We start from the raw sequence: 22,332 nt of genomic DNA on the forward strand, positions 1-22,332 counted from the left end.
GGGGGCAAAAGGACCGGTCGCAAGCGCAAATGCGGAGGGTCCGCGGCCCCGCCGTGGAAACCGTATTTGTGCTTGCCGAAGCGTGAGCTGAGGGCACGAACGGGCCGACCCCGTGCGATCCACATGCATAGCAAAAAGGAGGGACCCGATTGACCTGTGCCATCACGCAGTCGCCACCATCCGCGTCCACGTCCTGCCGAACCTGGCCGGGGTGCTGATGACGCCCGCCCGCGTGGATGCGATGTTCCGCGACACCACCCGAGGGTCGAGCAGGGCTTCAGCCTCAAGTGCGACGTCTCGACCCCTCGCGTCTTGCGCTGCTGACGATGTGCTAGGTGCGCACCATCCCCAGCCCGTACCGATGCGGATGGGCCGAACTCTGACGGGCTGGGTAGAGGGATGACGGTGCTGGACGCCGTGAGATGCAGATCAAGTGTGACCGATCGCACGCGCCATGAGATTTGACGAAAGGACCGCCCGAAGGCGACCCGGTTATGGCCATCACGCGCCCAAGCTGTCGAGCATCCCCCTGGTATCAGGCATTCGCTTCAGCGAGTTGCCGATGTGTTCCCGCCAGCGCGGCCCAACCTCCATTGCGGTGGCATAGGCCCGAGCCAGATCATCGGGCCGGTCCTCGGCCATCGCTTCGATAAGGAAAGCCGCCTGCTCGCGGTCCTTCGCGGATTTCAGGCTCCCTGCCCCATCGCGGCGCCGGTCGGCAATGATCAGTTTGTGGACTGCATAACGCTCCGGGCGGGGCACCTGCACCAGAACGCCGGATCTATAGATCGCCGCCGCGTGGATCGGCTCAGCGATCAGGAAGTTGAGATAGTTCAATCCTTGGGCGTTCACGCCCAATGCTGGCAGATCACGGATGGTCTCATCCCCGAACGCCGGTGTCAGGAACTCGACCAGTTGGCCGCTGCCACCCTGGGCCCATCGCCATGTCCGACCTTGGTCAAGAGCTGGCAGAGGATCGAATTTGAGCGCTGAGAACGTCTCGGCAAGACCCGGGTCGACCTGATCCTGCAACGCAACGCTGAGCTTCTCGAACTGCGCGATGTCGATGTCGCCAGTATTGGCCATACCGCCAATTGGCAGACGGATACCAAGCTCGCCTTCATAGAGGCGAAATGCATTGGTTCCGACGATGGTGCCACCCAACCGGAAGGTTCCGGCTGCGGCCATGGCCGACAGGATGGAACCGGTCGCCCGGTCGATGGGCGTCATTCCTTCCGCACGCAAGAGCCGGACAAGCCGCGACCGTTCCGCCTGCCGATCCTTGGCCGTTGCGCGCAGCTCTTCGATCCGGTCGATGCGCGCGCGCGTCTCGTCGCTGTCTTCGCCGATATAGATGAACCGCATCTCCGTCCCGACACGGCGCGCGGCATACCAATAGGCCTTATCCCCACGCTCCTTGAGCGTGGGCTTGCCTTCGACACCGGACAAGGCGTCGTCCTTCAGAAGACGCACCAGGTCGGTATAGGCGCTCATCGCGATGCTGCTGAGTGGGGTCATGCCTATCATTTCCAAGTTTTGCTTGGCATTCGTATACCTATCAAAACAGGAAATTGCTAGGCAAAGTAATTTGGAGAACGTCCACACCCAGAAGAAACGACGAAAGGGCCGCCCGAAGGCGACCCTCTCTCTTCAATCCTGCGACGCCTTCTTCGCCGGGTCCGCAACCCGCATGACCGTCAGGCCTTTCGCTTCCGCCTTCTGCCCGAGGTTCAGCGCGACCCCGTTGCCGCCGAAGAGCACAACCCCCGTCGCCGCGAACTTGTCGTCCAGCATTTCGTCGTTGCACTTGAACGGTGCCGCCCGCCCGTGTGCGGACCAGCGCGGATCGAAGCGCGCCTGCGCGACCCCGCGTGCCCGGGCCCACCGAGCCGCAATCATTTCAGCCCCGTGCTTGCCACCCTTGTGGCAGAGGAAGATCTCCTGGTTCCGGTTCTGCCTGATCCGCTCGCGAACCTTGTCGAGCGTGTTGAAGATCACATCGACATCGGTCCAGTCGGTGGCGCCCGAGACGATCAGGGGCACCCCCTCGACTTTCGACTTCTCGGCGGTTTCGCGGTCGTGCTGCTCCAGCAGCTGCCGCGCCTCGAAGACCGCCCCGGTCTCTTGCGCCCGGACGCTTGCGCGAGACCCGGCGGGCGGGATGAAGGCGTGACCGGTCTCGATCTCATAGCATTCCGCCGCCGCCTCGCTCATCACCTCGATGGCCCCGACGATCTCGCGCAGCTGCAGGAAGCGCGCCTGCGCCTCTTCCAGCGCGGTCTCGGCGATCTCCGATCCGTCGTGGGATTTTGCCAGCGCGCCGATCTTGTCGGCGGTGCGGTCGACCTCCTTACCAAGTGCCACCTTGCGGCGCTGCAGGATTGTGGCGAGCCCATGGGCCAGCGGTTCGATTTCTGCCTCCAGCCCGGTCATGCGCAGCGGACCGAGCAGAGCCTCGAAACTCTCGCGGATGATGCGGTCGGTCAGGATGTGATCTTCTGGGATAGGCAACTGTGCGTCCTTCTCGGTCAGTCCGAAAAGCTCGATGGTTTCGTAGGTGCTTGCGGTGTCGTAAGCCATGTCTGGTCTCCAGTATTCGGTTGAGGAGCCACCACGTGAGTGTGGGGGCATGGCCGAATGCCTGGTTTCCGAATCTGCCCGGGTCAGGGACGGCGCAGCCGCCGGCTTGCCGGGCGCAAAAGTTTTCCGCGCGCTGCACCCGATACAGGCCCGCGCTCACGCACGGGACCGCCCCAAGCCATATGTACCGCCCTCGCCGAAAAGTTTTGCGATCCTTGACGCGGGCTGATTTGGGGGCCATCCGGAGGATATGCTTCCGCACTCATGTGTGTGTGTATTGACGGTAGGTTTGCCCGACCCGAGCAGGCAAACGGCCCGACCGGACGCGGGAGACGGATGAAGCGGCGGGATCGTTTTGCCGCGCAAAACAGACCAGAGCGCAATCCGGCGGAGCGGCCGAGGAGGGACGTGCTCGCGAGGCGGGCAAACCGGGGGCCTGGGTGCGACGCCGCGGTGAGGCCGCATGGCCGAATGCGCGACGGACCGAAGGGCCGTTCTCCCCTGCGACACGCGCAGCCGAGCGGGGGAGGTATTGGTCGCGTTTGTTTAAAGCGATTGAGCGTGAACTTTCTTGGCAGGCACACGTTACCCCAAAACTGCATCGTTGAGAAAAAGTCACACTTTTCAGACGATCTGTGTTCTGCCATTGTTCTCGATTAAATCCCCATTTCGATTCCCAAGCGTACGACAGATGTGCAATCTCTACTCCCAGACCAAAAGCCAGGACGCGATGCGCCACCTGTTTAACGACATGCTCGGGGAGAATGAGGAACTTGTAGACAGCACCGGGAACCTGCCGCCTCAACCTGGTATCTGGCCCGATTATCCGGCACCGATCATTCGACATGGTGAAAGCGCAGCGTGGCAGCTGGCCATGGCCCGTTGGGGCATGCCGACCCCTGCGAAGTTTCTCGAAGGCAAGCGCACCGACAAGGGTGTCACCAATATCCGCAATGTCGGCTCTCCCCATTGGCGGCGCTGGCTCGGTGTCGAACATCGTTGCCTCGTGCCCTTCACCAGTTTTTCGGAAATCGACGGGCGCCGGGGTGCGCCGCGCAATTCGCCGGTCTGGTTCGCTTTGGACGAGGATCGGCCGCTCGCCTTCTTCGCCGGGCTGCGGACGGAATGGACCTCGGTGCGCAAGCTGAAGGAAGGCGAGGTGACAGCGGAGATCTTCGGTTTCCTGACCTGCCCGCCCAATGCCGAAGTTGCGCCGATCCACCCCAAAGCCATGCCCGTCATCCTCACGCAGCCCGAGGAATGGCGGCACTGGCTGACCGCGCCGGCCGAGGAGGCCCTGAAGCTCCAGCGTCCCCTCCCGGACGGGAGGCTGAAGATCGTTGCCGAGGGGGTGCGCGAGGATGCGGTTTGATCCGGCTCCGAGCGAACTCTTTGCCCTGGCCCGGCACCGGGTCCATGAGGCCGAAGGTCCAGGCCGGCGCAGCTTCGCATTGCTGCAGGCCGCCCGACATACCGAGGCCCTGATCTGGATCATTCCCGGGCATGCCCCGCACCAGCCAATGCTCCGGGGTCTGCCCGAAGGCGTCGGGGAGCGGCTGCATCTCATCCGTCCCGCGAATGAGACCGACCTGCTCTGGGCCACCGAGGAAGCGCTACGATCCGAAGGGGTCGGACTGGTGATCGCGGAGCCGGAAAAGCCCCTCTCCCTGATCGCCGGGCGACGCCTGCAGCTGGCCGCGGAAGCCGGTCGAACCACCGGACTCATGCTGATCCGCGAAGGCCAGGGCAGCAATGCAGCCGAAACGCGGTGGCATTGCGCACCGAATGCGTCGGAACGACGGGACTCGACTCTGCATCAATGGGCCCTTAGTAAGAACAAAAAGGGAACATTGAGAACCTGGACTGTGCATTGGAATGGCAAGACGGCTGCTGTCCATCCGGTTTCCGCGGCTGGCAAGCGACACGAGTCTGCGGAGACGTCCCGTTGAGGGACCGTTCGCCCTGATCCACAGGTCAGGGAATGCCGAACATGTGCATTGTCTGAACCAGGCCGCCGAGATGCGCGGATTGCATCCCGGCATGGCGGCGGCCGATGCCCGCGCCATCTGCCCTGAGTTGATCACGCGACCGGCCGATCTTGCACGGGAAGCGGCGGCACTGGCAGGCCTCAGACGGTGGGCAGGGCGTTATTCCCCGATGGTGGCGCGGGACGGCCCGGGCGGGCTTATCGCCGATATCTCCGGCGTGCCACATCTCTTCGGCGGCGAGGCCGAAATGCGGGGCGACCTTCATGCGCGGCTGGAACGGGTCGGCCTGACTCTCTCGAGCGCCATCGCCGAAACCCGTGGCGCAGCCCAGGCGCTCGCCCGCCATGGCGGCGGCATCCTGCCAGAGGGCGCGGCGAAGGAGGGTATCGCGCGCCTGCCCGTCTCGGCGTTGAGGATCGGTAGCGATGTGGCCGAGGGACTCGCCCGGATGGGGCTGAACAGGATCGGCGATCTCACCGATCTGCCGCGGGCGCCGCTCGCGCGTCGGTTCGGCCCGGGGCTCGTGCTGCGGCTCGATCAGGCGCTCGGCCTTCAGCCTGAGCCGGTCTCCCCGGAGGCGGACGCGCCGTATTTCGGGGTGCGGATGACGATGCCGGACCCCATCGGTCTTGAGGCCGATGTCATGTCGGGCCTTGCACGCCTGCTCGACCGGCTGTGCAGCACACTGGCCCAACATCATCGTGGCGCACGGCGGCTGCGGCTCGAACTGCACCGGGTCGACCGGGAGACCGCGCAGGTCGAGATTGGGCTGGCCCGGCCGATGCGCGATCCCGAGCGCATTGCGGCCCTCTTCAAGAAAGGCGTATCGGAGGTCGAAGCCGGGTTCGGGATCGAGGCGATGCGCCTCGTCGCCCATGTGACCGAGGACTTGCCACCCGAGCAGATCGGCGGACCCCGAACGATAGCCCGCGAGGACGCGCTGGCCGACCTCTTCTCCCGGCTCGGCAACCGGCTGGGCTTCGACCGGGTCCTGCGGCTCCTGCCTGCCACCAGCAAGATCCCCGAGCGGAGTTTTCTCGTGACACCCGCCGCCTACAGCGCGGCGGAACCTCCGCCACCGCATCGTGGACCGGATCGGCCGATCATCATCTTTCCGTCTGAGCCGGTCACCACGAAGGGGCTGGGCCAGCCCGGACATCCTCCAGCCCGGTTCGCCTGGCGGCGCATGTCTTTCACTACCCTGCGTGCGGACGGGCCGGAGCGGATCGCGCCGGAATGGTGGTTCGACGATCCGGCCTGGCGCTCGGGTCTGCGCGATTACTGGCGGGTGGAGACCCGCGAGGGCGCACGGCTCTGGCTCTACCACACGCCACAGGCGCCGGCCTGGCCCGCGCAGAGCTGGTTCGCGCAGGGAGAGTTCGCATGACCGGTTATGCGGAGCTCTGCGTGACGAGCAATTTCACCTTCCTGACCGGCGCCTCGCATCCTGAGGAGCTGGTCACGCGGGCTGCCGAACTGGGTCTGAAGGCCATCGCCATCACCGACCGCAACTCGGTGGCAGGCGTGGTGCGGGCCTTCTCGGCCCTGAAAGAGCTGGCCCGACTGCGCGAGGAGGCCCGTGCAGCGAGCGACGGGGCCGAGGCCGGACCAGTGGTCCGATCCCGGCAAGTGACCGATCATTCCAGCCGCCAGACGATGCAGCACATGCCGGCAGGCGATGCGCCCCGAATTCCGCCGGACATGGTGTTGCCGAAGCTGATCCCTGGCGCCCGGATCGTGCTGACCGACAGCCCGGTCGACTGGCTCGCCCTACCCGCCGACATCGCGGCCTGGTCGCGGCTGACCCGGCTCCTGTCCCTCGGCAAGCGGCGGGCCACGAAAGGCGAATGCCATCTGACGCGCAAGGATCTGTTGGATTGGGGCGAGGGCATGGTGCTGATCGCGCTGCCGCCTGACCCAATGGAGCACCCGGCCCGGGCATCTTTAAGCGACCTGCGGCATATGCTGCGCATCTTCCCCGGCCAGTGCTTTCTTGGCGCGGCCCCCCGCTATGACGGGCGAGACCCAACCCGCCTCGACCAGCTGGCCCGGATCGCCCAGGACACCGGCCTGCCGCTCGTGGCCCTCGGCGAGGTGATGATGCATCGCTCGTCCAGGCGTCCGCTCGCCGATGTCCTGACCTGCCTGCGCGAGGGCTGCACGATCGACACGATCGGGGAGCGCCGGCTGACCAATGGCGAGCACCGGCTCAAATCCCCGGCCGAGATGGCGCGGATGTTCCATCGCTATCCGGCGGCGATCCGGCGGACACTGGAGATCGCCGACCGCTGCGCTTTCCGGCTGGACGATCTGCGCTATCAGTATCCCGACGAGGCGCGAGACGGCGAACCCGCGCAGGCGCGGCTCGAACGATTGTCGCGGGAGGGGCTGCACTGGCGCTATCCCGAGGGGCCGCCGGCCCGGATCGTCACGCGGGTCGACAAGGAACTGAAGCTCATCGGCGAGATGGGCTATGCACCGTATTTCCTGACGGTCCATGACATCGTGGCTTTCGCGCGCTCGAAGGGCATTCTCTGCCAGGGCCGCGGGTCGGCCGCCAACTCGGTCGTCTGCTACCTGCTCGGCGTCACCGAAGTGCCCCCCGAGAGCATCACCCTGATCTTCGAACGCTTCATCTCGAAGGAACGCGGTGAGCCGCCTGATATCGACGTGGATTTCGAGCACGAGCGGCGCGAGGAAGTGATCCAATGGATCTACGAGCAATATGGCCGGCATCGCGCCGGGCTGACTGCGACCGTGATCCATTTCCGTTCACGCGCCGCGATCCGCGAGGTCGGCAAGGTGATGGGACTGAGCCAGGACGTAGTCGCCCGGCTGTCGGGGCAGATCTGGGGCTGGTCGTCCAGCGCACCAGGAGAAGATCGGATGCGCGACGCCGGAATCGATCCGGCAGACGGGCGCGTGGCGCTGGCGGCGAAACTGATCGGTGAGATCATCGGGTTTCCCCGGCATCTGAGCCAACATGTCGGCGGCTTTGTCATCACCCATGGCCGACTCGACGAGCTCTGCCCCATCGAGAACGCGGCAATGGAAGATCGCACGGTCATCGAATGGGACAAGGACGATATCGACGCGCTTGGGCTCCTGAAGGTCGATGTGTTGGCGCTCGGCATGTTGACTTGCATCCGGAAGGCCTTCGGGCTGCTGGACGATCACCGTCACCTGCAGCTGACCCTCGCCAATGTGCCGCCTGAGGACCCGGTGGTCTATGACATGCTCTGCAAGGCGGATGCGGTCGGGGTCTTCCAGGTCGAGAGCCGGGCACAGCTGAACTTCTTGCCGCGCATGCAGCCGCGAAAATTCTACGATCTGGTCTGCGAGGTCGCGATCGTCCGCCCCGGTCCGATCCAGGGCGGCATGGTTCATCCCTTCATCAACCGCCGTCAGGGCAAGGAGAAGGTCGAAGACCTCGGTCCTGCCATGATGGAAGTACTAGGCCGGACCTATGGTGTCCCCCTCTTCCAGGAGCAGGCCATGCAGATCGCGGTGGTCGCGGCCGGCTTTTCGGCGGCCGAGGCCGACCGGCTGCGCCGGTCGCTCGCAACCTTCAAGCGGATGGGCACGATCGGCGCGTTCCGCGAACGGTTCATATCGGGCATGTTGGCCCGCAGCTATGAGGCGGGGTTCGCAGAACGTTGCTTCGCCCAGATCGAAGGCTTCGGCAGCTATGGCTTCCCCGAAAGCCATGCGGCGAGTTTCGCGCGGCTGGTCTATATCTCGGCCTGGCTGAAGCGGCACCATCCGGCCGTGTTCACCTGCGCCCTGCTGAACAGCCAGCCGATGGGCTTCTACGCCCCGGCTCAGCTGGTTCGCGACGCGCGTGAGCATGGCGTCGAGATCCGGGCCATCTCGGTCAATCATTCGGCCTGGGACTGCACCCTGGAGCCGCGCGGTGACGGGGCGCTGGCGCTGCGGCTCGGGTTTCGGCAGATCAAGGGGATGCGGGAGGAGGATGCGAACTGGATTGAGGCCGCCCGCGGCAATGGCTACCCCGATGTTGAGGGCCTCTGGCGCCGGGCCGGGGTCAGGCCCGATGCACTGGAACGGTTGGCAGAAGGGGATGCCTTCGCCTCGCTCGGTCTCAATCGGCGCGATGCGCTATGGGCCGCCCGGGCATTGCGAGGGCCAAATCCCCTGCCCCTTTTCGGGGCCGATGGTGAAGGCGGGGCGGAACCGGAGGTTGCGCTGCCGGCGATGACGCTGGGCCAGGAGGTGATTGAGGACTACCTGGCACTGCGGCTTTCTCTGCGCGCCCATCCTATGGAACTGCTCCGACCGCGCCTGCCGGAAAGCCTGCCGCATGAACGGCTGGACCGGGCGACCGGACGGGTCACCGTAACGGGTCTCGTGATCACGCGGCAACGGCCGGGTACCGCGTCTGGTGTCATCTTTCTGACGCTGGAGGATGAGACCGGCGTGTCCAACGTGGTGGTCTGGAGCCGGGTTTACGAGGCCTTCCGCAAGGCGGTGATCGCAGGGCGTCTGCTACGGGTCACCGGCAGGATTGAACGCGAGGGGCAGGTCGTTCATGTGATTGCCGAGCGGATCGAAGACATCTCGCCGATGCTCTCAAGCCTCGGGCGGCCGGCCACCGACGCAGGTGATCGTCAGGCTGAGGCAGCGCACCAACCCGCAAGTAGTGGCGGCGGATCAACCGCCCGGCATCCGCGTGAGCAGGCCAAGAAGCTGTTTCCGAGCCGGGATTTTCACTAGTACCTCTTGAACGCAGGAAAAGGGGAGCCGTGGTACCACGGCTCCCCTTGCAACTCAGATGTTCAAGCCTCGTACCAAGGTCACGCGACCAGCGACAGCCCCGCGCCCGCATCGTGCGCTTGATCACCGCTGTCGATGAACGGAATGATCGAGAAAGTCTGGCCACCGCGCTGTTCTTCGTTCTGGACGGCGTTGACACGCAGGTCGCCATCAGGCGTGTTGATCAGCAGCGACAGGTAGTCATTGCCCGTGCGGCTGCTCTTGGCCATCCAGGCCGAGCCGACGCGGATCGGCGTGCCCCGGGGCGAGCTGACTTCGATGCGGTAATCGGGGTGGGTCTCCTCGGTCTTGTAGCTGTTCTCGATCAGCATGAACTCCAGATCGAACATCATGTTGGCGATGTAGCCGGTGAAGGCGTTGTCGGCGTCCATGGCGGTGAGCTCGCCCGAGATCGAGCCGGATTTCATCAGGCCGTTCGAGACCAGCGGGATGATCTCGAATTCGCCGCTCTGGGCTGTGCGCGCTTCCTTCGTCTGCACGGCATTGACGCGGAACGGGCCCAAACCGACATCGATCTGCATCGAGATGTAGGGATTGCCGCTGGTCGTGCCGGTCTCGTTCCAGGCCGTACCGATGCGCACCTTGCGGCCAGACTTGTTGACCGCCGTCACGTCGTAATCCGGGCTGCGTTCGGACATCTTGGCCCGTGCCTCGAGCTGGATGGCGATGTCAAAGCGCGTCGAATGGATCATGCCGGTGTATTCGGCGGCTGCGGTCTCGACATTGCGGGTAAGGGTTCCTGCGAACATGGGATGGTTCCTTTTGGATTGGCCGGTGCCTGACGTTTTTGCCAACGCATCCGGGATTGCTTTCTCGACCCCTTGAGGGATCACAAATCAGAAAGCCTGCTTTCCTTTCAGTCCCGCCCACGGGTCAGATCTGCCGTCCGAGTGGGAGTGCCCCCGCGCCTCCGGATGCTACGCCCCCCTCCTGCCCGTCTGGTCTTGATTGGCTGCCCGGATTTTCCGCGCCGTCCTCCGATCGCGCGATGAAGAACTCCGCTTCTTTGCCGTTCAACCGGTGCCCGCTCCGGTCGGTCAGACCGATGCAGCTGCCGTTCGGCACATAGGTGATCAGGTACTGCCCAAGCCGGTCCTTGTGGACAACGTAGCCGGTATTGGCCCAATGCACGGTCTGGCCGGCATCGACGGCCGCCTTGATGTCTTCGAGTGTCATGCGATCCTCCTCAAGAAGAATGGTGGGGAAACGACGCAAGAAGCCCGATCTTCCAACCGGGCTTCCATGCAGTATTCGTTTGGCAAACGGCCAAGAGCTGTCAGGCGCTTTGCGTGGCTTGCGTCGCGCGCGCCGCCATCCAATCCTTCAGGCCAAGAACCGTTCTTCCGGCGGCGACCTCGGAGGCCCAGGCAACCCTTGGGTCGCCGCAGGGCTCATTGCCGACATGCCGGTCGATGTGGCCATTTGCCATCCATGGCTCAGGCTGGATCCGTCGAAGCCAGTCCGCCATGCTCGGAATGCGTCCCTGACAGTCTTCGCGGACATGCTGCTCGCCGATCCAGCGCACGGGGATCTCTCGACCTGCGCTATTGGTCAGGGTCAGGCCGAAGACACGTTCGGCCTCGAACAGGCCTTGAGCGTGGTGGCGCATGGCTCGGTGCGTGAAGAGCGCGAGATGCTCTTTCGAGGCGTCAAACCAATCGTGCACAGCCTGATAGTCAGACGGCACCCCGCCGAATTTCCGGGCCGAGCTTTCGGCATGATGAAGCGGATGCGCCATCTCACAGCCCCTCGTCATAGCTATGCGAGCATTCAACGTAGCGGTCCGCATGATCGAGCGTGATGCTGTCGGCTGCTATGTCCCAGGTCAGCGTGCCGTAGCCGCCCTCGTTGTTTTCGAACCCCGGGTGATGGTGATAGGCGAGCGACCAGGCGAAGTCGCCCACCTCGGTGGCAAGCGGCTCCGGCAGTTGGACCTCTGCAGGCTGCACCGTCACATCCTCGACATTGCCGGAATCGCCATAGCCTTCGTATTCGGCGGTGACCTCGCTGATGCCAAGCGCGCGTAGTTGCGCAAGCAGCTCCGCTCGGGATGCCTTCAGAGTGGTTTCGCGCTCTGCACGCCACTGAGCCGCCATTGCGGCATAGTCGATCTGGGGATTGGTCATGGGTCTGTCCTCTTATCTGAATTTGGGGGGCCGGGCCTGGCATTGGTCAGCGCGCGCCCGGAAAGCGCAGATCGGCCAAATCCCGATCCACGCCGCCCGACCGGAAGCCCGCTTTGACTTTTCAGGCGGCTTGTTCTGACGTCATGGCGACTTCCTGCCCCACGATCCGGGCCAGAATGCTTCCCGTGTCGATCCCGTCCCCATGCGGCAGGAACACCCGTAGCTGGAAGGCGATGATCTCGGTGAAGCAGCCGAGGGCCTTGAGGCCATCAATCATGCCCCTGTCAACGCCGCACAACTCAAGGCGCATCTCGCCTGCGACCCGGCGACGGGTCAGGGTCAGACCCCGGCCCAGATCAACAGGTGCGGTGGTGCCGAGGGCGGCGGTCAACATCTCCTGTGGCGTTTGCGGGTTGGAGACAAGGAAGCGGGCGCGGAGCGCGGCCGCCCCTTCTTCGCTCAACGTGCGCCCGATCATGGCCGTCGCCCCGTCAGGCGTGACCCTGTAGATGCGTTCATTCGTGGTCGGAATGTCCTTCCAGATCGGCAACAGCAGCCCGGTCAGCAGGTAGAGCTTGGTCGTGGTGGTTTTCGGCAGGGACGCGGCCTCTTCATCCCAAAGCCTTGCAAACTCAGGCTTGCCGATCTCTTCCCAAGCCGAGGACTCAAACCGTGCCTCTTCGAGATAGCTCGACCCGTTTGGCCGCACCGCCTTGCGCATCAGCGTGACAGTGTCCTCGTCATACATCTGCATTGGCCGCGCCGAGATGAGCGCCGCGCGACCCGACGCGCGGTTGACCATCGGCAGCTTATCGAAATTGCGCGACAGGGCGTCATCCGCCGAAAGCACATGGACCGGGTCGGTGACTTCAAGTCCAATGATCCGCGTCACGGCGCCGGATTTCGGGCAGGTCCAGAGATCCTCTGTGGATACCTGTTCGATCTTTTCGCCACGCAGAGTTTCCACGCCGAGATCGAGCGTGCCGGCCGCGCGCGCGCGCTCAGACTGATCAGCGATCCGGCGCATGAACTCGGCAAAGAGCGCGTTCTGCATGTGGATGGGAAGGGCCAGAACCCGGTTCAGAAACCGCTGGATCGGGGGAAGCTCCTCAAGGAGCACCCAGTCCTTGTCGATCAGCCGCAGGGCCGTCCAGTCGGTGAAGCTCTCGTAGCTCATCGCCTCAGCGCGTCCGGCGGCAAGATCGGCGAAATACCCACGCAGCGCCGCCCGTGCGATCGGGCTTTCGAGATTGTCCTCCTCGCGGAACATGCCCTGCGAGCCGGTCTCGCGCTGACCCTTGGTCAAGGCCCCCAGCTGGTCGAGGCGTTTGGCAATCGTCGACGTGAAGCGTTTCTCGCCATGCACATCGGAGGTGCAGACACGGAAGAACGGCGCGCTGACCTGGGCAGAGCGATGCGTGCGGCCCAGCCCCTGGATGGCCGCATCCGCGCGCCAGCCGGGCTCCAGAAGATAGTGCCGCCGCCGTTTCTGGTTCTTCGCCGTTTGCGCCGCGTGATAGGACCGGCCCGTACCGCCCGCGTCGGAGAAGATCAGGATATCCTTCTCGCCGTCCATGAAGGCTTGGGTCTCAGACGAATTGCTGCTGGCGGCGCGTTTCTCGATGAAGAGGTGGCCATCCTCGGCCTTGAGGGGCCGGATGGACCGGCCCGTGACTTCAGCGACGGCCTCGTCGCCAAAGGCCCAGAGGATCTGGTCGAGCGCCGAGGGGATCGGGGCCAGCGTCATCAACTCCATCATGGCCGCGTCACGCAGAGCGAGCGCCTCGCGCGAGACGACCAGCGCGCCGGTCTCATCCCGCAAGGGTTCCGCGACCATGTTACCGTCGATCTCCACGAGCTTTTGTGCATGGATTGGGAAGGCTTGTTCGAGATAGCCCAGAACATAATATGCCGCGTCACCGTTATGCGGAGTTTTGGGTTTCAAGCTGTTGTTATGACGATTCATTTTTGGGTTTCCGCTTTGGATAATCATGATGCCTCTGCTCTCAACCGCAGAAGGACATCCCCTCATGAACTCCCCCTCGAACTCTCAACGCCGTGCGCGCGACCGCGCTGACAACCTCGCTCTGGTCGACACGTACCACGCCGACAATCCCGGGCTTTCCCAGGGTGCGCTGAGCGCAGCCCGCCATTTTCTGAAGTGGGCGCAGGCACGGAAAGTCTCTGTCCGTGACCTCGACGCGTCGGTTGTAGACAGTTTTCTTCGTCACCACTGCCGCTGCGGTCGCTACAGCCCCAATCAGTTGCGGAGCCCGATGTATGCCACCTATACTCGCCGGTTTTTTCGATATCTCGAAGACACCGGCATAGTTGCGATCCCAAATGACACTGCCCGGCTAAGACAGCACCTGGAGGCCTTTGCCAAGAAGCTCGAGAGCGCTGGCTACAGCGAGGTATCGCGCGCATCATTGCTCAGCCATGCCGCCCATTTTGCTGAATGGGTCCTACAACAGCGAGTCCCGTTGACCGCAATCGGTGAAGGAACCATCGATCAGTTCGCGTGGCACGAATGCCGATGCGGGGAGATGACCAAGCATGGCAACAGGGTTCTGGCGTCTCACTATAAGAACCGTAAGCGAGGTGCCCATGCGCTTGTCCGGCACCTGATCGACGAAGGTCTGCTCCCGCCCCAAGCACCTGACGACGTCTCCGCAGAAGACCCGCGTCTGATCAGCTTTTCGGAATGGTTGCGCCGCGAGCGCGGGGTGGCACCCGAGACCGTACGGCGCTATTTGAACGAAGTGGGCCGCTGGCTGGACAGCCTGGGGGCAACGCCGGAGGATTACGATGCGGCGGCCATCCGTTCGATCATATTGGATCAAGGTGAAGAACGGTCCCAATCATCTGTGCGCAAGACGGTCACCGTGTTGCGAGCCTTCCTGCGCTTTACGATCGTCCAAGGCGCATGCGCCCCGTCGCTTCTGCATGCGGTGCCATCTGCTGTTCGGCGCAAGCTTTCTACAGTCCCCCGCACGATCCCCACGGCGAAGATCGAAGAGATCCTTGCCTCCTGTCGCACCGATACGCCGGTTGAGATCCGAGACCGCGCAATACTTCTCCTCCTCGCCCGGTTGGCCTTGCGCGCGGGAGACATCTGGCAGTTGCACCTGTCAGATATCGACTGGCGCACGAGTCGGTTGCGATTGCACGGCAAGGGCAGGCGTGGCGTTATGATGCCGCTGCCGCAGGATGTAGGCGATGCGCTGCTGGTCTATATCGAAGATGCGCGTCCAGTGGTCGCGTCGAACAGGGTCTTTCTCCGAGTCCAGGCTCCTTTCACCCCGCTGCGATCCTCTGCCGAGATCGCCGGGATCGTTTCCCGCGTCCTGAGCCGGGGAGGTTTTACCGACTTGCCGACTGGTTCGCATGTCTTTCGTCATTCACTGGCCTCCGCCTGGCTGCGTGGCGGTGCGGACCTTGACCTGATCGGTGCAGCGCTGCGCCACACCTCGCGCGATACGACCGCGATCTACGCTAAGGTCGATGTTGGGATGCTGGAAGAAGTGGCTCAGCCGTGGCCGGGAGACGCGTCATGATACATCACCATGTAGACCGCTTCGTCCAACTCAACCGCACACTCGGAAAGAAGTTCGCCGCACAGGAGACATCCTTGCGCGCCTTCGCGGATTTCGCTGCGGAGCGATCCATCACGCATCTGACGGCAGCGCTGATACTGGAATGGGCCGGCGGCGCCGCGACGCCTTATGCTGCGCAGGCGCGGTTTGATCGCGCCCGCGCATTTGCGGTGTTCCTGCACGCGGAAGATTCACGGCACGAGATACCTGCGATGGGGCTGCTGGGTCGGTCACGACGGAGGCGGCCCGCTCCCCATATTCTGACGCGGGACCAAATCAGTCGGATCATGCATGAAGCGCTTCTGGTGCCCGGCCTGACACCGATCAGCCCGCTGACTTATCATAACCTGTTCGGGCTGCTCGCTTCGACGGGCTTGCGGATTTCGGAGGCATTGTCCCTTCAGTGCGACGATCTTACGGCGGAGGGCCTCATGGTCCGGAGCGGCAAGTTTGGCAAGAGTCGTCTCGTGCCAATACATTTTTCGACCCGTGCCGCGCTGGAACGATATCTCGAAGCCCGCGCGGCCGTGCGTAACGCGAACGACGATCTCTTCGTTCTTGGTCATGGTCATGCCCCGACAAAAACACGGGCCCATGTGGTCTTCGTTCGGATCGTCCGGAAGCTTGGGTACCGCAATCCGACAGGGCCCGGCCCCCGGCTTCACGATCTGCGCCACACCTTCGCCGTGCGATCCCTTGAGGCCTGTGGGAACAACCCGCAGGCAGTGTTGCGGCACATGAAGGCTCTGAGCACCTACCTCGGCCATGTCGATATTGCCAACACCTACTGGTACCTTGAGGCTACGCCGGTTCTTCTGAAGATGATTGCGGCAACCGCCGAGGAGACCTGGATCGGAGGTGCGGCATGACCCCGCTCGCCCCCGACCTTTCAGCCTTCCTGCAAACCCATCTTCCCCATGAATGCGGCGCAAGCCGACATACCATCGCAGCCTATGCCTGTGCGTTCACCCTCTTGCTGCGGTTTGTCACAGGGCGGGTCAAGCGAACCCCATCGGAACTTTTCATTGAAGACCTGGACATTCAGACGATCAGGGCGTTCCTCGAACATATCGAAGAAGGACGCGCCAATTCCGTCCGGTCCCGCAATGCGCGACTGGCGGCGATTAAATCGTTTTTCCGTTTCGTCGAACATCGCCAACCGGCCTGCCTTGAGCAGGCGATGATGATCCGGGCCATGCCGACCAAGCGAACAGACGCCAAGCTGATCGATTATCTTACAAAGGAAGAAGTCCGCGCCTTGCTTGCCGCGCCGAACCGCCACACGCCAGGCGGATTGCGGGACCGCGCCATGCTGCATCTGACCTATGCCGCAGGGTTGAGAGCGTCCGAACTTCTGGCTGTGCGGATGGACGATTTTCCCGACGGGTCGTTTTCCAACGTACGGATATTGGGCAAGGGGCGCCGGGAGCGTGTGCTGCCGCTCTGGAAGGAGACTCAATGTGCCATTCGCGCGTGGTTGGCCGTCAGGCCCGGTCGAGTAGGCCCGGAACTGTTCCTGAACCGTGATGGGCGCCGAATGACGCGGGACGGATTTGCATATCGGCTAAGGCAACATGTGGCGACAGCCGAGCGCTCGACGCCATCGATTGCCGCAAAGCAGGTCACTCCGCATGTGTTGCGGCACAGCTGCGCCATGCACACGCTTCAGGCCACCGGTGATATCCGCAAGGTCGCGCTCTGGCTTGGCCATGCCAGCATCCAGACGACCGAGATGTATCTGCGCGCGGACCCGACCGAGAAGCTAGCGCTTCTGGAGGCGCACCACGCACCTCTGATCCAACCAGGCAAGTTCCGGGAGCCGTCGGACAAGCTGATGCAGATCCTAGCCGTCGCCGCGCAACGTGCTTGACCTTTGCGGTAAAATGGCGTCCCGCCCTCTGTGGGGCGCTATTCCATCACATAGCCGAGAGCCCGGTAACCGGTTCTTCTTTTGGCCGCCATTCTGGCGAGGACCGGGACCGAACTGTCTACATAGTCGACCACCAACACGTCCTTCTTGTCGTCATGTCGGCGGTGCAACCTGCCGACATATTGCGCCAGCGTTCCCTTCCATGCGATCGGCATCGTCAGGAACAGGGTGTCGAGCCGCGCGTCATCGAAGCCTTCGCCGATATAGCGCCCTGTCGCGAGGATCAGCCGTTCCTCATCGTCATCCACATTCAGCGCCGCATGCGCGGCCTTCCGGTCCTTTGCGGACATGCCGCCACGGAGCACGACGATGTTCTTCGCAAATCGGGAGAACCGCTGATGAAGGTGCTCGAGGTGATCCTTCCGCTCGGTTAGTATGATCGGTGAGCGTTTGGCCTCCAATGATTTCAGCACGTCGTCGAAGATCAGATCGTTTCGGGCCTCGTCCTCCGCCAGAGCGGCATAGATCGCGGGCATTGACGGGCGCTCGGCCATGGCGAGGGGTTCTGGCAGCCGGAATCTCGTGTGACGTTCCCGCGCTCGATGGCGCAGTCCGCTTTCGGCTGCCTGCGATTTGGCGCTCACCTGATGGCGCACCGGGCCACATTGCATGAAGATGATCGGATGATGTCCGTCCTTTCGAGCGACCGTCGCCGACAACCCGGCGACATAGCGCGCTTTCGATCTGCGGGCGACAAGCTCAAAGCTCGCAGCGGACAGGTGATGGCATTCATCGACGACAAGATGGCCATAATCGGCAACGATATCGTCAACTTCGCCCTTCCGAACCAGACTCTGAATCAACGCTACATCGATCACACCGGTGAGTTTGCGTTTTCCGGCGCCGATGGTGCCTATCAGCTTGGGATCGATCTGCAAAAATGAGCCAAGCCGTTCGACCCATTGGTTCAGCAATTCCCGGCGGTGAACCAAGACCAGCGTATTGCGAGCGCGGTGCGCAATCAGTGCCGAGGCTACCACTGTCTTGCCGAATGCAGTCGTGGCGGCAAGCACGCCGGTATCGTGTTCGGCCAATGCGTCAAACGCTCGTGATTGCTGCTGGCGAAGTTGGCCATCGAAGCAGACCGTCTCCGGCAAACGAGCTCCGTCTACACGCAAATCGTCCAGATCGGCTGTCGCACCGTGATCAGACAGGAATCTGATCGCTTCGTCGAAGCTACCGCGGGGCAGGGCAACGTGTCGGGGATGCAGTTCGGCGCAGGACACGATGCGTGGCTTGCCGAATGTTGGCAGTCGCATGGCCTGCGCGCGATAGAATTCGGGATTCTGGAACGCCGCCAACCGCACCAATTGCGCAATCATGGCCGAAGGTAAGTCCGAACGGTCGATATAGATTTGGTCTGCGACCGTCACCTTGATGGTTGTCGGAACAGGTACATCGAGGCGTCGCGGCGTACTGCGGCGTGACGGAGGCATTTTCCACGGTTCGTCCGCCTGCTCATCTTCTACCGGCATGCGCACACCCAGCACTCGCCCGGAAAGCTCGGCGGCTTCGACGAGCTGGGTCACTGCTGCCGCCGACAATCGCGGCAAGGAAGACAAATAGGCCCACTGATCGTCATATGGCCGCAGGCTAGCATCGACAAAGACGCTGTTTTCAGCTTTGCGCGCTGTGTTCTGAAGCGGCAGTGCGATCAGGTTGCCGAAGCCGCCGAGCGGCATGATATCCTGATTTGGAAACAACCGGTCATAGGAAGCAAAGCCGATTTCTGGCCGCCGTTCCATCGTTTCCGTGATCAGGACCGATCCAAGCTGGCGCGCCAGACGGGCCGAGACCGGTTCGGAGAAGAATATCCAGACATGCCCCCCGTTGCCCGACCTCGACCGTTCCAACGCTGCGGGCACTCCCTTCACTCGGCAGGTTTCGAGCAGCGCGTTGGCGTCCTCCGCCCAGGATGCCTTGTCAAAATCCGCCGCCAGGAACCAGCATGTGTCACCGAGCAGGAGCGGATAGACGCCGGCGACAAAATCCCCGCCCCGACCATCGTCGCCGCGCAGGTGTCTCTCAATGACACCTTCATCCGGCGGGATAAACTTCTGATGGGGACACTGGCCGCATTTGACCTTTGGCTTGCCACAAATCCCCTTCACCCACTCGTTGGCGCAGGAGGGCGAATACCCCGAGCGGTCAGTTTTTCTGTTTTCCCACCGCACTGGGAACACGTCAGGCCGACCGGCGAACAGGCGGCGGAACAGCTCGACCTTTTGGTGCGACGGTGAAGCATTCGTAACCGGGGCGTTCTCGAATGAGGGTTGTCTCACTGCCGGCACGTGCTCTGCAGCAAGGCGAGCCTCAAGCGCTGCAACTTCACGCTGAAGCTGCGCTCGTTCGACATCCAGATCGGCCAGACGGGCTCGAACCCGCGCCAACTCCGCCTCAATGTCGCTTCTGTCCGCCACTTGCGATTTCCACCCAAACCTTTCCGCCCAGTCCAGCATAAAGCGCGAAAGCGACAAGCGTAAGCAGGTCCGGCCGCTCGTCGGCGGGACCGCCGAGCGGAGAGTTCGAGGGGGAGTTCATGGGGGATGTCCTTCTGCGGTTAAGAGCAGAGGCATCATGATTATCCAAAGCGGAAACCCAAAAATGAATCGTCATAACAACAGCTTGAAACCCAAAACTCCGCATAACGGTGACGCGGCATATTACGTGTTATCCAAAGCTTTGGATAAGACGTAGTCGCGCGGCGTCAAGGCCCCCTCGACGAGCTCATCTTCTGCGTCCATCGTCTCAAGCCGCCGCTTCAACAGGCTTTCGCCTGTCGAGACCACCTGGATGACGCACGCGTGGCCCGTTGCCAGGTCGTCCTCGATGGCGCGGATAATGCTTGGGGCTTTCATCCCCATCAGGAGATGGTTGAAGAAGCGCTGTTTCGTGCTCTCGAAGCGGGACTTGGCCGAGGCGCGTGCGGCCGAGGCATTGGTCTCGCCAGAGGCGTCGTTGACGCCGGTCGCCGTCAGCGCGGCTTCGAGATTGTGGTGGATGGTGCGAAACGCACCCGCATAGGCGTCGTAGATCTCGATCTGGGCCGGGGTGAGCGCGTGTTCGAGCACGTCATACTCCACGCCGTCGAAGCTGAGGGCGCGGGCCGTGTAGAGCCCGAGCGTCTTGAGATCGCGCGCGACCACCTCCATGGCAGCGACACCGCCGGCTTCCATCGCAGAAACGAAGCTCTCGCGGCTTGGGAAGGGGTATTCGGGGCCCTGCCCCCAGAGCCCCAGCCGCGCGGCATAGGCTAGGTTGTGCACGCTCGTGGCACCCGTGGCCGAGATGTAGAAGACGCGAGCGCGGGGTGCTGCCAGTTGCAGCCGGAGGCCCGCAAGGCCCTGCTGGGAGGGTTTGACGCCCCTGCCCTGCTCGGACCCCGCCGCGTTCTGCATGGCATGGGCCTCATCAAAAGCGAGGACACCGTCGAAATCCTCGCCCATCCAGTCAAGGATCTGGCTCAGCCGCGTGGTGCCGCATTTGCCCGCCGAGCGCAGCGTGGCGTAGGTCACGAACAGGATGCCGTCGCCCATCGGGATGGGCTGGTCAGGTTTCCATTTGGAGAGCGGCTGGATGTCGGCGGGCGAGCCGCCAAGATCGATCCAGTCGCGGATCGCGTCCTCGATCAGCGTGGCGGATTTGGAGACCCAGATCGCCTTTCTGCGCCCGGCCAGCCAGTTCACGAGGATGAGCCCCGCGCATTCGCGGCCCTTGCCGCAGCCGGTGCCGTCGCCGAGGAAATAGCCGAGGCGATAGGCCCGTGCGTCGGGGTCATCGTCGGCGCGCGTCAGCTTGGTCTGATCGTCATCGATGGTGAACCGTCCTGGCAGGTTACGCCCATGGGCATCATTGGCCATGATGATGGTCTCGAGCTGTGCCTCGGAGAGATGTCCCTCCTTGATCAATCGTGCGGGCAGACGCAATTCCGAACCGGCGGCACCCGAAGGTTCGGGTGGCGCGACAGAGGCCATGGCGATGCTCTCGACGAGCGGCGTGGGATGTTCCTGCGCGTCCGCGATCTCGATGCGCTGAGGGCGGTAACGCGCATAGATGTCCGAGACAGGCGTGTTGTCGCGCGGAGCCTCAAGGCTTTTGATACTGAGCTGGACAACGGCATTCGCCTGAGGTTTGGAGGCGGCGACAGGCGCAGCGGCGGTCTTACGCGGGGCAGAGGATGGAACGGTCGGTCGCCCGTGAGGGATCGCCACTGCCCTTTGTACGGGGCGCATCTCGGGCCGGGTTGCGGCCACGGCGTCGACAAAAGGAAGGGCTTCATCCAAGTCCCGAACACTGGCGCGGATCATCTCGCCGTCTTCCTGCACCTTGTCGAAGACCATGAGCTGGGTTTCCACAGAGGTGCCGAGTTTGCGATAGACCTGTCCCGGCATCGTCAGCGCCAAGCGCGGCGTCAGGAGACCGCAGGCGCGGGACCAATGCGCGGTATCGCGTTCGGGCGTGAATCCTGGCGGCATGATCGCCACCAGCCGCCCACCGGGCGCGAGACGCTTCGCTGCCGCAATGAGATGCTTGGCGGCGATGTGCTTGTCTCGCGAGCGATCGACCGAGGAAGCGAAGGGCGGATTCATCACCACGACGTCGGGCAGAACCGGCGTCTGCAGCAGATCGTCAATATGCTCACCGTCATGGCCCGTCACATCGCCGCCAAAGACCGCGCGCAATAGGCTCTGGCGAAAGGGGTCGATTTCATTGAGCAAAAGCGTGGCACCGGCCCGGGCGGCGAAAGCGGCCAAGGCGCCGGTGCCAGCCGAGGGCTCCAGAACGGTCTCGCCCTTGCGAATGGCTGCCGCCCGCACGGCCATTGCCGCGAAAGGCAACGGCGTGGAAAACTGCTGCAGCCGGATCTGCTGCTCTGACCGTCGCGTTTCCGTCAGCAGCCGCGAGGCAAGCAGCTTTGCGGTGGCGATGTCACATGCCGCGCCGTCCCCACGCAGCAGCACCTGGATGGCGGCGGCCTGCTTCAGGTCGTAGGCCATGCGCCACTCCCAGACGCCGCCAGCATCGCTGCCATGAAACGTCTCGCGCATGATGCGCGCGAGCGCTGAACTGCGCAGGGGTTGGTGGTCGACCTCCTGGCCGATCTGCGCGAGGGCAGAGATGAGAGCAGCGTCGGAGATTGAAAAAGTCGGGTTCGCCGTCTTGGGCTTGGCCATGGGGATTTTCCTTTGGAACAGGGTCTGAGTTCCAAAGGACAAAAAGCCCGCTCTACACTTTTTGGGGTTTCCGCCGAAAGCTATGACGGAGGTTGGGCAACGAGAGTGAGTGCAGAATTTCAGATCACGAGCGCGACCCGCCCT

The 22,332-nt window shown here is 63.3% G+C and carries 15 protein-coding genes and 1 pseudogene; 7 read left to right on the forward strand and 9 right to left on the reverse strand.

What is annotated here, in order from left to right:
- Window positions 1–501 precede the first annotated feature (501 nt).
- On the reverse strand, window positions 502–1,518 hold the full coding sequence (locus DSHI_RS20100) for a nucleotidyltransferase family protein (protein ID WP_241389327.1): 1,017 nt from the start codon (window positions 1,516–1,518) through the stop codon (window positions 502–504).
- Window positions 1,519–1,650: 132 nt separating this feature from the next.
- A complete protein-coding gene (locus DSHI_RS20105; protein ID WP_012187341.1) occupies window positions 1,651–2,580 on the reverse strand; it encodes a DUF2493 domain-containing protein in 930 nt (309 codons plus the stop codon).
- A 691-nt stretch (window positions 2,581–3,271) separates the two neighbouring features.
- Between DSHI_RS20105 and DSHI_RS20110 the strand changes: the two genes are divergently transcribed.
- The 4 genes from DSHI_RS20110 to DSHI_RS20125 are packed head-to-tail and all read left to right on the forward strand — an operon-like array spanning window position 3,272 to window position 9,302.
- Entirely contained in the window at window positions 3,272–3,952 is a 681-nt protein-coding gene (locus DSHI_RS20110; protein ID WP_012187342.1) for an SOS response-associated peptidase, read from the forward strand.
- Window positions 3,942–4,529, forward strand: coding sequence for an ImuA family protein (locus DSHI_RS20115; RefSeq protein WP_012187343.1), 588 nt, complete (start codon window positions 3,942–3,944; stop codon window positions 4,527–4,529). Before DSHI_RS20110 ends, DSHI_RS20115 begins: the two co-directional genes overlap by 11 nt.
- Complete coding sequence (locus tag DSHI_RS20120; protein ID WP_012187344.1) at window positions 4,456–5,955, forward strand: Y-family DNA polymerase; 1,500 nt, start codon at window positions 4,456–4,458, stop codon at window positions 5,953–5,955. The genes DSHI_RS20115 and DSHI_RS20120 overlap by 74 nt, the downstream gene beginning before the upstream one ends.
- Entirely contained in the window at window positions 5,952–9,302 is a 3,351-nt protein-coding gene (locus DSHI_RS20125) for an error-prone DNA polymerase (protein ID WP_012187345.1), read from the forward strand. The genes DSHI_RS20120 and DSHI_RS20125 overlap by 4 nt, the downstream gene beginning before the upstream one ends.
- 80 nt (window positions 9,303–9,382) lie before the next feature.
- Here DSHI_RS20125 and DSHI_RS20130 read toward each other — a convergent pair whose 3' ends face one another.
- The 5 genes and pseudogenes from DSHI_RS20130 to DSHI_RS20150 all read right to left on the reverse strand — a co-directional run.
- A complete protein-coding gene (locus DSHI_RS20130) occupies window positions 9,383–10,111 on the reverse strand; it encodes a DUF736 family protein (RefSeq protein WP_012187346.1) in 729 nt (242 codons plus the stop codon).
- A gap of 124 nt (window positions 10,112–10,235) precedes the next feature.
- Window positions 10,236–10,538 carry a hypothetical protein gene (locus tag DSHI_RS20135; protein WP_012187347.1) on the reverse strand — a complete coding sequence of 101 codons (303 nt, stop codon included), beginning with the start codon at window positions 10,536–10,538 and terminating at the stop codon, window positions 10,236–10,238.
- 100 nt (window positions 10,539–10,638) lie between these two features.
- Window positions 10,639–11,100: a DUF6915 family protein gene (locus DSHI_RS20140; protein WP_012187348.1), complete on the reverse strand. Its 462-nt coding sequence runs from the start codon at window positions 11,098–11,100 to the stop codon at window positions 10,639–10,641.
- A gap of 1 nt (window position 11,101) precedes the next feature.
- The gene (locus DSHI_RS20145) at window positions 11,102–11,488 is read right to left on the reverse strand and encodes a DUF6878 family protein (protein WP_012187349.1); all 387 of its coding nucleotides are present in this window, start codon (window positions 11,486–11,488) and stop codon (window positions 11,102–11,104) included.
- Between the two features lie 121 nt (window positions 11,489–11,609).
- Window positions 11,610–13,394: pseudogene (locus DSHI_RS20150) on the reverse strand (strawberry notch C-terminal domain-containing protein); the annotation flags it as partial.
- Between the two features lie 124 nt (window positions 13,395–13,518).
- Here DSHI_RS20150 and DSHI_RS20155 point away from each other — a divergent pair.
- The 3 genes from DSHI_RS20155 to DSHI_RS20165 are packed head-to-tail and all read left to right on the forward strand — an operon-like array spanning window position 13,519 to window position 16,954.
- A complete protein-coding gene (locus DSHI_RS20155; RefSeq protein ID WP_012187105.1) occupies window positions 13,519–15,045 on the forward strand; it encodes a tyrosine-type recombinase/integrase in 1,527 nt (508 codons plus the stop codon).
- Window positions 15,042–15,953 carry a tyrosine-type recombinase/integrase gene (locus DSHI_RS20160; protein WP_012187106.1) on the forward strand — a complete coding sequence of 304 codons (912 nt, stop codon included), beginning with the start codon at window positions 15,042–15,044 and terminating at the stop codon, window positions 15,951–15,953. The genes DSHI_RS20155 and DSHI_RS20160 overlap by 4 nt, the downstream gene beginning before the upstream one ends.
- Complete coding sequence (locus DSHI_RS20165) at window positions 15,950–16,954, forward strand: tyrosine-type recombinase/integrase (RefSeq protein ID WP_012187107.1); 1,005 nt, start codon at window positions 15,950–15,952, stop codon at window positions 16,952–16,954. Before DSHI_RS20160 ends, DSHI_RS20165 begins: the two co-directional genes overlap by 4 nt.
- Window positions 16,955–16,992: 38 nt before the next feature.
- Here DSHI_RS20165 and DSHI_RS20170 read toward each other — a convergent pair whose 3' ends face one another.
- Both DSHI_RS20170 and DSHI_RS20175 read right to left on the reverse strand, forming a co-directional pair.
- The gene (locus DSHI_RS20170) at window positions 16,993–19,434 is read right to left on the reverse strand and encodes a TOTE conflict system archaeo-eukaryotic primase domain-containing protein (RefSeq protein ID WP_012187108.1); all 2,442 of its coding nucleotides are present in this window, start codon (window positions 19,432–19,434) and stop codon (window positions 16,993–16,995) included.
- Window positions 19,435–19,677: 243 nt separating this feature from the next.
- Window positions 19,678–22,188 carry a strawberry notch family protein gene (locus tag DSHI_RS20175; RefSeq protein ID WP_012187351.1) on the reverse strand — a complete coding sequence of 837 codons (2,511 nt, stop codon included), beginning with the start codon at window positions 22,186–22,188 and terminating at the stop codon, window positions 19,678–19,680.
- Window positions 22,189–22,332: the final 144 nt, after the last annotated feature.

Origin of the sequence: Dinoroseobacter shibae DFL 12 = DSM 16493 (assembly GCF_000018145.1) — a bacterium.
GTDB lineage: Bacteria > Pseudomonadota > Alphaproteobacteria > Rhodobacterales > Rhodobacteraceae > Dinoroseobacter > Dinoroseobacter shibae.

Coding starts and splice junctions, on each gene's coding strand:
- DSHI_RS20100 (WP_241389327.1), bottom strand. CDS start 1,518: ATGACCCCACTCAGCAGCATCGCGATGAGCGCCTATACCGACCTGGTG.
- DSHI_RS20105 (WP_012187341.1), bottom strand. CDS start 2,580: ATGGCTTACGACACCGCAAGCACCTACGAAACCATCGAGCTTTTCGGA.
- DSHI_RS20110 (WP_012187342.1), top strand. CDS start 3,272: ATGTGCAATCTCTACTCCCAGACCAAAAGCCAGGACGCGATGCGCCAC.
- DSHI_RS20115 (WP_012187343.1), top strand. CDS start 3,942: ATGCGGTTTGATCCGGCTCCGAGCGAACTCTTTGCCCTGGCCCGGCAC.
- DSHI_RS20120 (WP_012187344.1), top strand. CDS start 4,456: ATGGCAAGACGGCTGCTGTCCATCCGGTTTCCGCGGCTGGCAAGCGAC.
- DSHI_RS20125 (WP_012187345.1), top strand. CDS start 5,952: ATGACCGGTTATGCGGAGCTCTGCGTGACGAGCAATTTCACCTTCCTG.
- DSHI_RS20130 (WP_012187346.1), bottom strand. CDS start 10,111: ATGTTCGCAGGAACCCTTACCCGCAATGTCGAGACCGCAGCCGCCGAA.
- DSHI_RS20135 (WP_012187347.1), bottom strand. CDS start 10,538: ATGACACTCGAAGACATCAAGGCGGCCGTCGATGCCGGCCAGACCGTG.
- DSHI_RS20140 (WP_012187348.1), bottom strand. CDS start 11,100: ATGGCGCATCCGCTTCATCATGCCGAAAGCTCGGCCCGGAAATTCGGC.
- DSHI_RS20145 (WP_012187349.1), bottom strand. CDS start 11,488: ATGACCAATCCCCAGATCGACTATGCCGCAATGGCGGCTCAGTGGCGT.
- DSHI_RS20155 (WP_012187105.1), top strand. CDS start 13,519: ATGAACTCCCCCTCGAACTCTCAACGCCGTGCGCGCGACCGCGCTGAC.
- DSHI_RS20160 (WP_012187106.1), top strand. CDS start 15,042: ATGATACATCACCATGTAGACCGCTTCGTCCAACTCAACCGCACACTC.
- DSHI_RS20165 (WP_012187107.1), top strand. CDS start 15,950: ATGACCCCGCTCGCCCCCGACCTTTCAGCCTTCCTGCAAACCCATCTT.
- DSHI_RS20175 (WP_012187351.1), bottom strand. CDS start 22,188: ATGGCCAAGCCCAAGACGGCGAACCCGACTTTTTCAATCTCCGACGCT.